The organism is Shimia sp. MIT910701, from assembly GCF_047126315.1.
Classification (GTDB): domain Bacteria; phylum Pseudomonadota; class Alphaproteobacteria; order Rhodobacterales; family Rhodobacteraceae; genus Shimia.
Map to the genome: position 1 here is coordinate 3,710,727 of NZ_CP138953.1, position 13,261 is coordinate 3,723,987.

Here is a 13,261-nt window from a genome sequence, read left to right on the forward strand (position 1 = left end):
TTATTGTTTTTGTCCACTGCGGGAAGGAGCCCCCATGTCGACCCCCATGCCCACCACCTGTCAAAAGCTGCGCCTTGGCGAGACTTATGACGGCAAACAAGGGTTTAGTTATTTTCAAGGCATTGCGCGCGAAACCACCGGAGCGCAGGGCATTTGTATGCACCTCCTGCGCATCCCGCCCGGCGGCCGCGCCAAAGCCCATCTGCACGAAAGCCATGAAACCGCGATTTACGTGCTCGAAGGCAATGCCGTGATGTATTGGGGCGAACAGCTGGAGCACTTTATGTGCACCGATCCGGGTGATCTGGTCTACATCCCCGCCGGCGTGCCGCATTTGCCGATCAACACCGGCGAGGTTGAGGCGGTTGCTGTGATCGCCCGCACCGACCCGCACGAACAAGAAAGCGTGCGCCTCCTGCCCGAACTTGAAGATTTGGTACCAACCTGAAGCGCCACGCTCAATTCTTGAGTACAGCCCTCGTCCGCGGGTGGGGGCAAAGCCCCCGCCCATGGGAGCGGTCGGGGGCTGCCCGGCCAAAGGCCGGGCCATGTCTTCAACAACCTGCATCACGAGGCCACTTTTTTCTTCGAGTATGTGAAGCCCCAGCGTCCTCATGACGTGACCTCAGCAGCAGACAAGGCCCGGCTGCGACGCCAGATACGTACCATGATCACCCCAAGGCAAAGTACCGCTGCAGGGCCAACCATATATAGATAAACCCGATCCACTATGCCGCCTGCACTGTCGCAATTGGCGATGATCTGGCCTTCGCCACCCTCGCTCGGCGAAGGCGGTACATAGACCGGGTCTTCATTGCAATAGGCGATGCCACGGGCAATGTTTTGAACAAGATACAAAATGGCAGCAATGCCCACACCCATAGCTGCATAGAGATGCAACCATCGGTCAGCGGCCCACATGATGCCCCAGATAAGAGCAACAGTAACCGCTGAAAAACCGATCAAAGCTATGAGCATCACGCCTAGCATCACACCCCCGTCGCCGGAATACCGGACCGCTGTACAGGCTGCGGCGAGGTCAGCTCTTTCCAGGTGGACAGCGCCTTGTTCACCGTGGTGTTGGCCTCGCGCGCCACAAACTGGCCGTGGCCTTCCTGCGTGCGAATTTCACCGTCATGCACCGCCACCTGACCACGGGTCAGCGTAAAGCGTGGCAGACCTTTGACCTCATGACCTTCAAAGACGTTGTAATCAATCGAGGACTGCTGGCTGCCTGCCGTGATGGTCTTAGACTTCTCCGGATCCCACACCACAAGGTCTGCATCCGCGCCCACCAAAACGGCACCCTTCTTCGGGTAGCAGTTCAAGATTTTGGCAATGTTGGTCGAGGTCACAGCCACAAACTCATTCATCGTCAACCGGCCGGTGTTCACCCCATGGGTCCAGAGCATCGGCATCCGATCCTCAAGCCCGCCGGTCCCATTCGGAATTTGACTGAAGTCTTTAAGACCAAAGCGTTTCTGCTCCGTGGTAAAGGCACAGTGATCGGTGGCCACCACACTCAGCGAGCCAGATTGCAGACCGGCCCACAGGCTGTCCTGATGCTTCTGATTTCGGAACGGCGGCGACATCACACGGCGCGCAGCATGGTCCCAATCCGGGTTGAAATACTCGCTCTCATCCAGCGTCAGGTGCTGGATCAGCGGCTCACCCCAGACGCGTTTGCCCTGCATGCGCGCCCGGCGAATGGCCTCATGCGCCTCTTCACAGGAGGTGTGCACCACGTAAAGTGGTACGCCCGCCATATCGGCAATCATGATCGCCCGGTTGGTGGCTTCCCCTTCAACCTGCGACGGACGAGAATAGGCATGCGCCTCCGGCCCGGTGTTGCCCTCGGCCAGCAGCTTCGCGGTCATTTCCGCCACCACATCGCCGTTCTCGGCATGCACCATAGCAATCCCGCCCAGCTCTGCCAGACGGTTGAACGAGGCAAACAGCTCGTCGTCATTCACCATCAACGCGCCTTTATAGGCGAGGAAGTGCTTAAACGTGTTGATGCCGCGCTGCTCGATCACGGTTTTCATATCGTTGAAAACCTGCTCGCCCCACCAGGTCACCGCCATGTGGAAGGAGTAGTCACAGTTCGCGCGGGTCGATTTGTTGTCCCACCGCTTGATCGCGTCCAACAGGCTCTCGCCCTGGTTCGGCAGACAGAAATCCACCACCATCGTGGTGCCGCCCGCAAGACCAGCCCGCGTGCCGCTTTCAAAATCATCGCTTGAATAGGTGCCCATAAACGGCATCTCAAGGTGCACGTGTGGGTCAATCCCGCCCGGCATCACGTAACAGCCGGTCGCATCCAGCGTCTCGTCGCCTTTGAGGCCTTTGCCAATCTCAATGATCTGCCCGTTCTCAATCAGCACATCCGCCTCATAAGACAAATCCGCCGTCACCACGGTGCCGTTCTTAATGACTTTTGTCGCCATATCGTTTTCTCCCTGCTTGCGCCTGCGCGCACTATCCGAATTTTCGGTCTTTGATGCTGCCGAGCACTGAAACTAAAGCAACCTTCTCCAGATCAGCCGAGCAAGCCATCCCCCGAGAGCGGCCCCTATTAAGACCGGGGCGAAGTAGATGGGCCCAGCATAAGGCGCCAAAGGCCCGCTTTGCTCAACGATAAGCCAGCCGATGATTGCTCCAACAGCAACTCCCAAGCTAACAACGATGACGCGGACCACTGGCTTACTCCACAACTTCCGCTGTCTCGAGCACCGCGTGCAACATCACATCCGTGCCTGCGCTCGCCCACTCTTTGGAAATCTCTTCCGCCTCATTGTGGCTCAGCCCGTCCACACAAGGACACATGATCATCGCGGTCGGCGCCACATCATTGATCCAGCAGGCATCATGCCCCGCGCCGGAGACAATATCCATGTGGCTATAGCCCAGACGCTCCGCCGCTTCGCGCACCGCGCCCACGCAGGTCTCGTCAAAGGCGGGCGGATCAAACTGGCCGACAATCTCCCAGTCCAGACCCACTTCGATCTCTTCACAAAGCTGCGGCGCCTTCTCAGCAAACTCCGCCAACATCGCGTCAATCACCTCTTGCAGGTGGCTGCGGAAATCGATGGTGAAGACCACCTTGCCCGGAATGATGTTGCGCGAGTTTGGATAGACATCCACATGCCCAATCGCGCCTACCGCATTGGGCTGATGCTTCATCGCAATTTCATGCACCAGCTCGGTGATCCGCGCCAAGCCGCGCCCAGCGTTCTTGCGCATCCGCATCGGTGTGGAACCCGTATGGCTTTCTTTACCCGTCACGGTACACTCAATCCAGCGCAGGCCCTGACCATGGGTCACAACCCCGATGTCCTTGCCTTCCGCTTCCAGAATAGGCCCCTGCTCGATGTGCAGCTCAAACATCGCGTGCATCTTGCGGGCGCCAACCTCTTCGTCGCCAACCCAGCCAATCCGCTTCAGCTCATCCCCAAACTTCTTGCCCTCAGCATCGACGCGATCATAGGCCCAATCCTGCGTGTGCCGCCCGGTGAACACACCGGATGCCAGCATCGCTGGCGCATAGCGCGTGCCCTCTTCGTTGGTCCAGTTGGTGACCACAATCGGGTGTTTGGTCTTGATGCCCAGATCATTCATCGAGCGCACAACTTCCAGCCCGCCAAGCACACCCAGCACGCCGTCATACTTGCCGCCGGTTGGCTGCGTGTCGAGATGGCTGCCCATATAGACCGGCAGCGCGTCGGGGTCCTCACCTGGGCGGGTGGCAAACATATTGCCCATCGTGTCCACGCCCATGGTCATGCCCGCGGCCTCACACCACGACTGGAACAGCGCGCGGCCTTCCGCATCTTCATCGGTCAATGTCTGGCGGTTGTTACCACCGGCGATACCGGGGCCAATTTTGGCCATTTCCATCAGGCTGTCCCACAGCCGATCCGCGTTCACCTTAAGGTTCTCACCCGGTGCACCCATAGCATCTACTCCCTATTATCTGGCCCGGGCTTGCGCCCAATTGGGCTGCCCTTGCTGGTGGGGCTCTTGATCTCACGGCCTTCCTGACCGTATGGTCAAATTCAGACGAGCACACCCTGACCAACCGGTCAAGATTTTTTATCAGGGCATTTTTGATGGCAGAGACCACAGCGGCATCCCCCAAAGCGACCAGCAAAAAAATGCGCCGCCAAGAGGCAGAGGCGCTCATTTTGTCAGCAGCAGAAAAAGTCTTCGCCGAGGCTGGCTTTGGCGGGGCCACGATGCAGCTCATTGCCGACGTCGCCGGACTGCCCAAGGCCAACCTGCATTACTACTTTCCTACCAAGGAGTTGCTCTATCGGCAGGTGGTGCAAAAAATCTTCCAAATCTGGCTCCAGGCAGCCGATATCTTTGATCAGGCTGACGGCCCCGAAGAAGGCATTGGCGCCTATATCGACGCCAAAATGGAGATCTCCCGCCGCCATGCGGATGGCTCCAAAGTCTGGGCCAGCGAGGTTATGCACGGCGCGCCGGTGATTCAGGATTATCTGGAGACCACCCTCACCGATTGGACCAACGGGCGAATCGAGGTGATCGAACGCTGGATCGCAGAGGGCCGTATGGCGCCGATAGATCCGCGCCACCTGCTCTACATGCTTTGGGCCACCACCCAGCATTACGCCGACTTTGGCCACCAGATCGACACCCTTAACGGTGGCAGCCCCCTCAACGACAAACAGTGGGAAGCGGCCAAAACCAATATCAAAACCATCATCCTGCGCGGGATTGGTGCCGTTGAGTAAGGCTTTCCTATCCTAAATCCCTGTAGACCCACGCCTTTGGCTGCATTAGCCTAAAAGGCAAAGAAATACGGAACGTTACCTATGGCCGAGGCATCGACGCGCAAACCCAGCCGCATTCAGCAGCGCAACCGCAAGCGCATTCTGGACGCCGCTCTCGAAGTGTTTTCCCGCCACGGCTATCGCGGCGCCACGCTGGACCTGATCGCCGAAGAGGCTGGTCTCTCCAAGCCCAACATCCTCTATTATTTTGGCGGCAAGGAAGACATCCATGTCACCCTGCTCAACCAGTTGATGGAAACCTGGCTCGACCCGCTGGACCACATGGATCCGGACGGCGAACCGCTTGAAGAAATCCTCGACTACGTGCACCGCAAATTGGAAATGAGCCGCGAATTCCCGCGCGAAAGCCGCCTCTTTGCCAATGAAATCCTGCAAGGCGCGCCGCGTATGGAGCCGCATCTGGAAAGCGACCTGAAACCGCTGGTCGACAAGAAGACCGCGCTCATTCGCGCATGGATCGCCCAAGGCAAACTGGCCGATGTGGACCCGCGCCATCTGATGTTCTCGATCTGGGCCACAACCCAGCATTACGCCGATTTTGACGCGCAGGTGCAGGTGCTCAGCGACCGCGACACCGACGCGCTCGACGGCGCCGACACTTTCCTCGATCAGATGTATCGCAAGCTGCTGACGCCTTAATCCGCGCTGTGCAAGACCGCCATCACGGCCCCCATCATCTGGGCAAACGCACCTTCCGCGCCGGGGGTGACCACCTGCAGTTCCGCCCGTGCACCAATGAAGGCCTCCACCGGCAGGTCACCCTCTGACACGGCCAGCAAATCCTCATATCCAGCGGTCAAAACCACATCCGGCGCCTCATGCGCACCGTAGCTGGCACGCACCGCCCCATCCGCCACATCCAGTTGCATCATCTCACCATCCACAACCAGCCCAACGCGCAGCGCGATGTCGCCAAGCTCGGCCCGCCGCGCTGCCGCCAGCAACGTGGTGACTACTGTGCGCAAATTGCCCGGTTTGACCACCTCGCCCTCAGGCTCAAATTCCGCGCCAAACACCGCCAACTCGAACAAAACATCCAGCGTCCGCGCCCCCAAAGGCGTCAGCGCATAGGTCTCCTCCTTTGACACCAGACCATCCGCCACCAGTTTGTTGAACCGGTCGGTCAACAAGTTCGCCGCAATCCCCGGCAAGCCTTTCTGTAGCTCACCAAACCGCATCGGTCCCGCGTGCAAATCCCGCAGGATCAGCAACGTCCACCGGTCCCCAATCCGATCCAAAGCCCGTGCTATGGGACAGAGCAATTTATACGACCGCGCCTTTGCCATCTTCGACCTCACGAAAGCGTTACTTTATTTTTTAAAGTTATAACTTTAAATTTTAAAGCACACTACCACATCCCTCCCATCGGTCCAAGACCAACCGATGACCTATTGAAAACAAGGAGCAATTATGTCCAACACATCCACCCTACTCGAACGCAATCAGGCATTCGCGACCAATTTTGCCGAGGCGGATCTCTCCGTCTTCCCCACGCTTAACACCATGATCCTGACCTGCATGGACGCCCGCGTAGACCCGGCCTATATCTTCAACCTCGACCTCGGCGAAGCGGTTGTGGTGCGCAACACCGGCGGACGCGTCACCCCGGCTGTGATCGACGAAATCGCTGCGCTTTCGGTGATGATCAACCAAATCAACGGCGGACAAGACACCCCGTTTGAACTCATCCTGATGCAGCACACCCACTGCGGCTCCGAACGGCTCACCGACCCAAATCTGGCGGCCGCGATCAAATCCAAAACTGGCGTCGATGTTGCTCCCCTGGCCATCCACGACCATGAAGACAGTCTTCGTGAAGACCTTGAGACTCTGCGCACCTCCCCCGCCGTACCGGACTACTTGACCGTGTCCACCATGATCTATGATGTGAAAACCGGCCTTGTTTCAACACTCACCCCACCGGCGCGACTCACCTAACGATCGCACAAACAAAAAACCGTCGCGGGGGACACCGCGACGGTCAGTTTCAGGAAGGGAAGATCCCTGAAAAGCGGGCCAAACCGCCCTGTGTGAAGCTTACTCCGCTGCCGTGGACATCGGGTTGTTTGGATGCGCGGTCCAGTTGCCGTAATCGGCCTCCACTGGTGTGTTTGTGCGCTCATCCATCTCACCCGGCTCCAGTGTGCGCATGGTGATACAGTTCTCCACCGGACACACGTTGACGCAGAGGTTACAGGCCACGCATTCATCGTCTTTCACGGTGAACACACGGTCCTCAGACATCTCAATCGCCTGGTGAGACGTATCCTCACACGCCGCGTAACAGCGGCCACAGCTGATGCAGTCATCCTGATTGATCACCGCTTTGGTGACGTGGTTCAGGTTCAGATACTGCCAGTCGGTCACGTTTGGCGTCGCCATGCCGACAAAATCTGCGGTGGAGGTGTAGCCCTTCTCGTCCATCCACTGGGAAAGACCAGAGATCATCTCCTGCACAATCTTGAATCCATAGGTCATCGCCGCGGTACAAACCTGCACGTTGCCTGCGCCCAGCGCCATGAATTCCGCCGCATCGCGCCAAGTGGTCACGCCACCGATGCCGGAAATCGGCAACTTCGCCGTTTCAGGGTTGCGCGCAATTTCCGCGACCATATTGAGCGCAATCGGCTTTACAGCTGGGCCGCAATAACCGCCGTGCGTGCCTTTGCCGTCAATCATCGGCTCCGGGCTCATCGCATCCAGGTTCACAGAGGTGATCGAGTTGATCGTGTTGATCAGGCTCACCGCATCAGCCCCACCGCGCAGCGCCGCTTCCGCAGGATGCAGGATGTTGGTGATGTTTGGCGTTAGCTTCACGATCACCGGCAGGTCGGTGGCTTCTTTACACCAGCGCGCAACCATTTCGATATAGTCTGGAACCTGCCCCACAGCGGAGCCCATGCCGCGCTCCGCCATACCGTGTGGACAGCCAAAGTTCAGCTCAAACCCGTCACAGCCGGTCTCCGCGATCATGGGAAGGATGCGTTTCCACTCTTCCTCTTCGCACGGCACCATGACCGAGGCGATCAGCGCGTGATCGGGATAATCCCGCTTCACCCGCGTCATTTCTTCAAGGTTCACTTCCAGCGGACGGTCGGTGATCAGCTCGATGTTGTTCAAACCCAGCAACCGGCGGTCTGCACCGTGAATTGCGCCGTAGCGCGGTCCGTTGACGTTCACAACGGGCGGCCCTTCCGCACCCAGAGTTTTCCACACAACACCGCCCCAGCCCGCTTCAAAGGCACGGCGCACGTTGTATTCCTTATCCGTTGGCGGCGCCGAGGCGAGCCAGAACGGGTTAGGGGATTTGATCCCTACAAAGTCACTTTCGAGATTGGCCATATGCTTATCTCCTTTTTTGCTTGGTCCCGCCGCGCCCCGAACCTGATCCGGGGCCTCTAACCATCGCGCAGCCGGCGCGAGGTCCCGGGTCAAGCCCGGGACGGGGCCTATGGTGTCAACCGGCGCTCAAAGCCGCATGAATATCCTCAGCCGCGTCACGACCCTCAGCCACCGCAGTCACGGTCAGATCATCGCCGCCCGTGGCACAGTCGCCACCAGCCCAGATGCCATCCACGGACGTGCGCCCGTTGTCATCCACTTTGATCTTGCCCCACTCCAGCGCTGGCAGGCCCTCGCCTTCCAGTGTCTGGCCGATGGCTTTGAACACCTGATCCGCCGCCAGACGAATGGTCTGTCCGGTTGGTTTCAGATCGTTGTCGGTGTATTCGAACTCGATCTCGCGCACCGCGCCGTTGCCAATCACCGCTCTGGGCGAGGCATTGGTGATGATCCGCACGCCTTTGGAAGCCGCCAGATCCTGTTCAAACTCGGACGCATTCATCCGGTCTTTACCGCGACGATAGACAAGGCTCACGTTCAGCGCGCCCAAGAGCTTCGCTTGCACAGCTGCATCCACAGCGGTCATGCCACCGCCAATCACCACAACGTCCCGGCCAATTGCCATTTTGCCGAGGTCATCCGCCTGACGCAGCTCCGCGATGAAATCCACCGCATCATCGACGCCGTCTTTGCCTTCGCCATCCACGCCGAGCGCGTTCACGCCGCCCAGACCAATGCCAAGGAACACCGCGTCAAACTCCGCATTCAGACCATCCAGCGACAGCCCGTCGCCCAGCTTCTTGCCGGTCTCAACCGTGATGCCACCAATCTTCAGCAGCCATGCGACCTCGCGCTCGGCAAAGCTCTCAACCGATTTATAGGCCGCGATGCCAAATTCGTTCAGACCACCCGCTTTTGGACGCGCATCATAAACGGTGACATCATGCCCATGCATGGCCAGACGGTGCGCCGCGGACAGACCCGCTGGCCCCGCGCCGACCACAGCGACTTTCTTGCCGGTGCTGTCGGCTCGGCCAAAAGGGTGCAGACCCGCATCCACCAGCTTATCAGTGGCATAGCGCTGCAGCCGGCCAATCTCGACCGGATTGCCTTCGGCGGTTTCACGCACACAGACCTGCTCACAGAGCGTTTCCGTGGGACACACCCGGGCGCACATGCCACCCAGAATGTTCTGATCAAAGATCGTCTTGGCCGCCGCTTCCGGCGTGCCAGTGGCGATCTGACGAATGAACAGAGGAATATCGATGTCTGTCGGACAAGCCGTCATACAGGGCGCGTCGTGACAGAAATAACAGCGATCCGCCGCCACAAGGGCCTCGTGATCGTCAAACCGGGGGTGCAAATCCCCAAAATTCTCGGACAATTCCGCAGAGTCTAAACGCCCCGCTTGGATGCCGTCGCTGAACGGTGTGTTGGACATAGGACCTCCCCATACACCTTGTTGGCTACCCATTCAGGCTTGCACAGGTTTTTTGACCAATCAATAAAAAAATTTACCACATGGTCAAAACATGACAAACGGCTCCAATGCGCGCGCTTCAAGGCAACCTGCTCAAAACTTTGGCAGTACGCAAATCCAGGCGTCATTCTGCGCAAACCTCCCCGCTGGGGTGCGGCACCCCGCTTGTGGCAAGCAATGCCATGAAATTTTTGTAGAATCTGACAAGCTAAAACACTTATTGCACAAAAAGTCCTTGTTTTCTGCGGGCGTTGTTATCACATGGGGGGTGCGCAGTTTCTATTTTCGACCCCCTGCTCCTAACCGGCTCAGCTTTCGATCAAGATACCCGCCGGGTTGCCGCATGTCGCGGGCGACACAAAACATGGAGAAACGACGATGGCTACTGGCACCGTCAAATGGTTCAACACCACCAAAGGCTTCGGCTTCATTGCACCTGATGAAGGCGGCAAAGACGTATTTGTACATATTTCTGCTGTTGAGCGTTCCGGCCTGACCGGCCTCGCAGACAACCAGAAAGTCAGCTACGAGCTGCAGGCTGGCCGCGACGGCCGCGAAAGCGCTGTGGATCTGGCCCTGCTCTAAACGAGCGACGGATCAGACATGAGAAAGGCGCCATACGGCGCCTTTTTTGTTGCCCTAAAACCGCCAACGTCCTTTTGTGTTCATGTGAGCCCATTTTCACCCAACAACGTGAAATCACACACAGTCGGTGCCCCGAGCCCTCAATTTCGCGTGTAAATCCGCGCGGCTTTCAAAACTGGCTCAATGTAAATCCCATAAAGCGACCGATAGTCTTTGGTTTCCTCACCAATGCCAAAATTCAGCTCTTCACGCCCATTCGGCACATAAAGCGTGCCGCCCAAGCGATCCCAGATCGCCAATCCACCACCCATGTTTTTGTCCCAATGCTTCGGATCACTGGAATGGTGGATTTGATGCATTGCGGGCGAAATCAGCCATTTTTCCAACCGCGGCCCATAGCTTACCCAAGCTGGGCTGTGCCTCAACACCCCCCCTATCAGGTTTGACGCAAAGAAAATGACGTTTGCACCGCCCAATTGGTAAACCGTCAGATGCTCCCCAAACAGTCCGACAAAAACACCATTCACAATCGCCGCCGCAGTGACCGTCCCAAAAGAGAAAAACACCGCGTCAAACGGATGGTGCCGTTCTGCTGTGGCAAAATTCAACTGCTCCGCAGAGTGGTGGATTTTGTGGAACTCCCACAAAACAGGCACCTTGTGCTGCAGGTAATGCAACCACCAACGCATGAAGTCATTGACCACATAAAGCGATACGGTCAACGCCACCGCAACCCAGATAGAGCCCCCCTCCGACTGTAGGTCCACGCCCAATGCTCGGATTGCATCCGCGACAACAGGCACAAGCTGCCACAAAGTCCGCAATAGCCAATCCAAAACAAAAACCAGCAAGATCGGATTAAGCAGCAGGATGGAATAGTCGATCAACGCAGATCGAGAGCCCCAGACTTGCTTGTTAAAAAAGACAGAACGAAACTTTCTGTCGTCTCCACCAACCCGATGCGCAACGACAGCAATTCCCATTCCACAAAGGACATAGACCCAGAAATGACGCAAGTTCGCATTGGTCGTCATGCCGGTAATTTTGGACAGAGCCAATTGAGCAATTTCAGAGAGTTCCATTCTGGCTCCGCTACTTAACGTTCAACTTCAGGCGCCCAAAAAACTCACATGAACAGCAAAAACAGCACCTTTTGATCTACCTAGCTTACTTGCTACGGCTTTGAAAATTGTAAATTCTGCCCGGCCCAGCCAACGGGCCAAAAGGGGCAAAAACGTAGCCTGACAGCCACGCCTTTCCCTTGTCCGTCATAGCTCCGCCTACGTAATCAGATAGTTTCCAGATACCCATGGCCCAAGGCGTCCAGAGTTCCGGTCGGCACCGTCGCATCGCGCAGGGATTCCACTTCCGCACCAGACGACATGGCCATGAACTGATCACATAATCGCCGCCGGAATTTTGCGCGCGCGCCCTGCAAGCCACCAGCGCCGTCATTCCCAAGAAGAAATCGGTCATGCGCTTTTCCGGTGTCTGCGCCGGGCACATGATTTTCCAATCGGTTCCCATCTTGGGCCCGCGCCTAGATGGTATTGCGGCAGCTCCGTCCCAACCGCTCTGCGCGCGGAGCGGATCGATCCAAATGTCTTTGATCGACAAATAGCCCGAGCACTTACAAAATCGCCTTCAACGAGGAGCTGTGACCGAAGCAGTCAATCACATACCTGGCCAAAAGCAGACCACTGCCCGATCAAGCGGGCATGCGCTGCAGACGCGGATCCTGTGCCTTTTCGCTACAAGGCATCCATGGTTTTGCGCACCCGCCCAAAAGAAAAAGACGCAGCCGGAAGGCTACGTCTTTTTTCTTTTCCTCTGGGAGGAAAATGGTCGGGACGGCAAGATTCGAACTTGCGACCCCCTGTACCCAAAACAGGTGCGCTACCAGGCTGCGCTACGCCCCGACTTGTGAGGCAGGGTTTACCCCCACTGTTCCGGAATGAAAACCCCCTAACAACGCCAGTTTGCAATTTCTTGTAAAAAATTTTGGTGGCGCATTTCACTGCCAACAGAAATCCCCATCGCCTTGGCCAAACCGCCATTTATTTCAAGCACATAGCGCACAGAATTGCCGCCAAAAATCGGGGTTTCGTCTAGTGGAATGGCGTTGCTGTGAATGTGTTGGATCACCCCATGCTCGTCTGCAAACAGCATATCGAGGGGAATCAGAGTGTTGCGCATCCAGAAAGATGCAGGCCGTGTGGTCTCATAGATAAACAGCATGCCCGCGCTACTTGGCATGTGAGATCGATGCATCAATCCCTGTGCCCGCTCGGCCTCTGTGTCTGCCACTTCTACGGAGAATCGCGCCTGACCAAAGTCGCCTCGTATCAACAGGCTGCTTTCGTCACAGGCGTCTTGGGCTTGGGCGGGCAAGGAGATCATGAACCCTGCCGCCAGCCACAAAAATCCGGCGCCGATCATGCGACCCGCGCCAGAGAATTTTAGTCGTTTTCCAAAACTGCGTTTTCCCACGCCAATACCTCGGTTGCCATGCGACCACGTTTACCGTCGATCACACGCAGCGCCAAGGCTTCGCCAGGCTGTAGGTCTGACAGACCTGAGCGGCGCAATACTTCGATGTGCAGGAAAATGTCTTCCGGGCGGCCAAACACATTGGCAAAGCCAAAGCCTTTGCCTTTGTCGAACCACTTCACCCGCGCGGGCTCCAGCGGCGTCGCGCGAATATCATCCAGATCCATGCCCTCAAAATCGGACAACGCCACCGGCGTTTCCGTTTCCGGTGCTTCGATCTTATACACTTCGACTGCCTGCGCCCCGCGCTGTGTCACTTGTACGGACACTTCAATCGCGGACCCGTCTGCAACAGAGCTCTGACCGAAATTGCGCAGCACGTTTGCATGCAACAGAATATCCGGCCCGCCGTCGTCAGACACAATAAATCCGAATCCCTTGACCGGATCGAACCATTTCACCACGCCCATCACCTGCGTGACGTCATTTTCTAGAGTACTCAATGCCTCAACCTTAGTTTGTATCATCCCCATGATCTGCGTGACTG

At 57.3% G+C, this 13,261-nt stretch carries 15 protein-coding genes and 1 tRNA gene; 5 read left to right on the forward strand and 11 right to left on the reverse strand.

The features are described from left to right. The first annotated feature begins 34 nt into the window (after window positions 1-34). Complete coding sequence (locus tag SIB38_RS18030; RefSeq protein WP_294116287.1) at window positions 35-448, forward strand: cupin domain-containing protein; 414 nt, start codon at window positions 35-37, stop codon at window positions 446-448. Between the two features lie 164 nt (window positions 449-612). Here the strand turns inward: SIB38_RS18030 and SIB38_RS18035 are convergent, their stop codons facing one another. From SIB38_RS18035 to SIB38_RS18045, 3 genes are all read right to left on the reverse strand, one after another. Beyond that, window positions 613-990 carry a hypothetical protein gene (locus tag SIB38_RS18035; RefSeq protein WP_294116288.1) on the reverse strand — a complete coding sequence of 126 codons (378 nt, stop codon included), beginning with the start codon at window positions 988-990 and terminating at the stop codon, window positions 613-615. Continuing rightward, window positions 990-2,447: a dihydropyrimidinase gene (gene hydA / locus SIB38_RS18040; RefSeq protein ID WP_412550764.1), complete on the reverse strand. Its 1,458-nt coding sequence runs from the start codon at window positions 2,445-2,447 to the stop codon at window positions 990-992. The genes SIB38_RS18035 and hydA overlap by 1 nt, the downstream gene beginning before the upstream one ends. A 256-nt stretch (window positions 2,448-2,703) precedes the next feature. Further along, entirely contained in the window at window positions 2,704-3,954 is a 1,251-nt protein-coding gene (locus SIB38_RS18045; RefSeq protein ID WP_294116290.1) for a Zn-dependent hydrolase, read from the reverse strand. A gap of 155 nt (window positions 3,955-4,109) precedes the next feature. Here SIB38_RS18045 and SIB38_RS18050 point away from each other — a divergent pair, with 155 nt between their 5' ends. Together SIB38_RS18050 and SIB38_RS18055 are read left to right on the forward strand one after the other, a co-directional pair. Continuing rightward, window positions 4,110-4,757 carry a TetR/AcrR family transcriptional regulator gene (locus tag SIB38_RS18050; RefSeq protein ID WP_294116291.1) on the forward strand — a complete coding sequence of 216 codons (648 nt, stop codon included), beginning with the start codon at window positions 4,110-4,112 and terminating at the stop codon, window positions 4,755-4,757. An 81-nt stretch (window positions 4,758-4,838) separates the two neighbouring features. Continuing rightward, a complete protein-coding gene (locus SIB38_RS18055) occupies window positions 4,839-5,456 on the forward strand; it encodes a TetR family transcriptional regulator C-terminal domain-containing protein (protein ID WP_294116293.1) in 618 nt (205 codons plus the stop codon). On the opposite strand, the gene SIB38_RS18060 is transcribed toward SIB38_RS18055, so the two are convergent. After that, window positions 5,453-6,103 carry a winged helix-turn-helix transcriptional regulator gene (locus tag SIB38_RS18060; RefSeq protein ID WP_294116294.1) on the reverse strand — a complete coding sequence of 217 codons (651 nt, stop codon included), beginning with the start codon at window positions 6,101-6,103 and terminating at the stop codon, window positions 5,453-5,455. The genes SIB38_RS18055 and SIB38_RS18060 overlap by 4 nt on opposite strands. 124 nt (window positions 6,104-6,227) lie before the next feature. Here SIB38_RS18060 and SIB38_RS18065 point away from each other — a divergent pair, with 124 nt between their 5' ends. Continuing rightward, entirely contained in the window at window positions 6,228-6,755 is a 528-nt protein-coding gene (locus tag SIB38_RS18065) for a carbonic anhydrase (RefSeq protein ID WP_412550765.1), read from the forward strand. A gap of 99 nt (window positions 6,756-6,854) precedes the next feature. Here SIB38_RS18065 and preA read toward each other — a convergent pair whose 3' ends face one another. Together preA and SIB38_RS18075 are read right to left on the reverse strand one after the other, a co-directional pair. Further along, a complete protein-coding gene (preA, locus tag SIB38_RS18070) occupies window positions 6,855-8,159 on the reverse strand; it encodes an NAD-dependent dihydropyrimidine dehydrogenase subunit PreA (protein WP_294116296.1) in 1,305 nt (434 codons plus the stop codon). Between the two features lie 115 nt (window positions 8,160-8,274). Beyond that, on the reverse strand, window positions 8,275-9,600 hold the full coding sequence (locus SIB38_RS18075; protein WP_412550766.1) for an NAD(P)-dependent oxidoreductase: 1,326 nt from the start codon (window positions 9,598-9,600) through the stop codon (window positions 8,275-8,277). 417 nt (window positions 9,601-10,017) lie between these two features. Here SIB38_RS18075 and SIB38_RS18080 point away from each other — a divergent pair, with 417 nt between their 5' ends. Continuing rightward, on the forward strand, window positions 10,018-10,224 hold the full coding sequence (locus SIB38_RS18080) for a cold-shock protein (protein WP_294116299.1): 207 nt from the start codon (window positions 10,018-10,020) through the stop codon (window positions 10,222-10,224). Window positions 10,225-10,364: 140 nt separating this feature from the next. Here the strand turns inward: SIB38_RS18080 and SIB38_RS18085 are convergent, their stop codons facing one another. From SIB38_RS18085 to SIB38_RS18105, 5 genes are all read right to left on the reverse strand, one after another. Next, window positions 10,365-11,306, reverse strand: a complete 942-nt coding sequence (locus SIB38_RS18085) for a sterol desaturase family protein (protein ID WP_294116301.1) — start codon at window positions 11,304-11,306, stop codon at window positions 10,365-10,367. Between the two features lie 206 nt (window positions 11,307-11,512). Further along, window positions 11,513-11,728 (reverse strand): hypothetical protein, encoded by a 216-nt coding sequence (locus SIB38_RS18090; protein WP_294116302.1) that lies wholly within the window; start codon window positions 11,726-11,728, stop codon window positions 11,513-11,515. Window positions 11,729-12,066: 338 nt separating this feature from the next. Continuing rightward, window positions 12,067-12,143 (reverse strand) — tRNA-Pro (locus tag SIB38_RS18095). A 46-nt stretch (window positions 12,144-12,189) separates the two neighbouring features. Continuing rightward, window positions 12,190-12,663, reverse strand: coding sequence for a DUF192 domain-containing protein (locus SIB38_RS18100; protein ID WP_412550767.1), 474 nt, complete (start codon window positions 12,661-12,663; stop codon window positions 12,190-12,192). Window positions 12,664-12,683: 20 nt separating this feature from the next. Further along, window positions 12,684-13,241, reverse strand: coding sequence for a cold-shock protein (locus SIB38_RS18105; protein ID WP_294116303.1), 558 nt, complete (start codon window positions 13,239-13,241; stop codon window positions 12,684-12,686). Between the last annotated feature and the right edge of the window lie 20 nt (window positions 13,242-13,261).

Excerpts from the sequence above, each read along its gene's own strand:
- SIB38_RS18060 (WP_294116294.1), bottom strand. The coding sequence starts at position 6,103 with ATGGCAAAGGCGCGGTCGTATAAATTGCTCTGTCCCATAGCACGGGCT.
- SIB38_RS18100 (WP_412550767.1), bottom strand. The coding sequence starts at position 12,663 with ATGATCGGCGCCGGATTTTTGTGGCTGGCGGCAGGGTTCATGATCTCC.
- SIB38_RS18035 (WP_294116288.1), bottom strand. The coding sequence starts at position 990 with ATGCTAGGCGTGATGCTCATAGCTTTGATCGGTTTTTCAGCGGTTACT.
- SIB38_RS18085 (WP_294116301.1), bottom strand. The coding sequence starts at position 11,306 with ATGGAACTCTCTGAAATTGCTCAATTGGCTCTGTCCAAAATTACCGGC.
- preA (WP_294116296.1), bottom strand. The coding sequence starts at position 8,159 with ATGGCCAATCTCGAAAGTGACTTTGTAGGGATCAAATCCCCTAACCCG.
- SIB38_RS18050 (WP_294116291.1), top strand. The coding sequence starts at position 4,110 with ATGGCAGAGACCACAGCGGCATCCCCCAAAGCGACCAGCAAAAAAATG.
- SIB38_RS18065 (WP_412550765.1), top strand. The coding sequence starts at position 6,228 with ATGTCCAACACATCCACCCTACTCGAACGCAATCAGGCATTCGCGACC.
- SIB38_RS18105 (WP_294116303.1), bottom strand. The coding sequence starts at position 13,241 with ATGATACAAACTAAGGTTGAGGCATTGAGTACTCTAGAAAATGACGTC.
- SIB38_RS18055 (WP_294116293.1), top strand. The coding sequence starts at position 4,839 with ATGGCCGAGGCATCGACGCGCAAACCCAGCCGCATTCAGCAGCGCAAC.
- SIB38_RS18075 (WP_412550766.1), bottom strand. The coding sequence starts at position 9,600 with ATGTCCAACACACCGTTCAGCGACGGCATCCAAGCGGGGCGTTTAGAC.
- SIB38_RS18030 (WP_294116287.1), top strand. The coding sequence starts at position 35 with ATGTCGACCCCCATGCCCACCACCTGTCAAAAGCTGCGCCTTGGCGAG.
- SIB38_RS18080 (WP_294116299.1), top strand. The coding sequence starts at position 10,018 with ATGGCTACTGGCACCGTCAAATGGTTCAACACCACCAAAGGCTTCGGC.
- SIB38_RS18045 (WP_294116290.1), bottom strand. The coding sequence starts at position 3,954 with ATGGGTGCACCGGGTGAGAACCTTAAGGTGAACGCGGATCGGCTGTGG.
- hydA (WP_412550764.1), bottom strand. The coding sequence starts at position 2,447 with ATGGCGACAAAAGTCATTAAGAACGGCACCGTGGTGACGGCGGATTTG.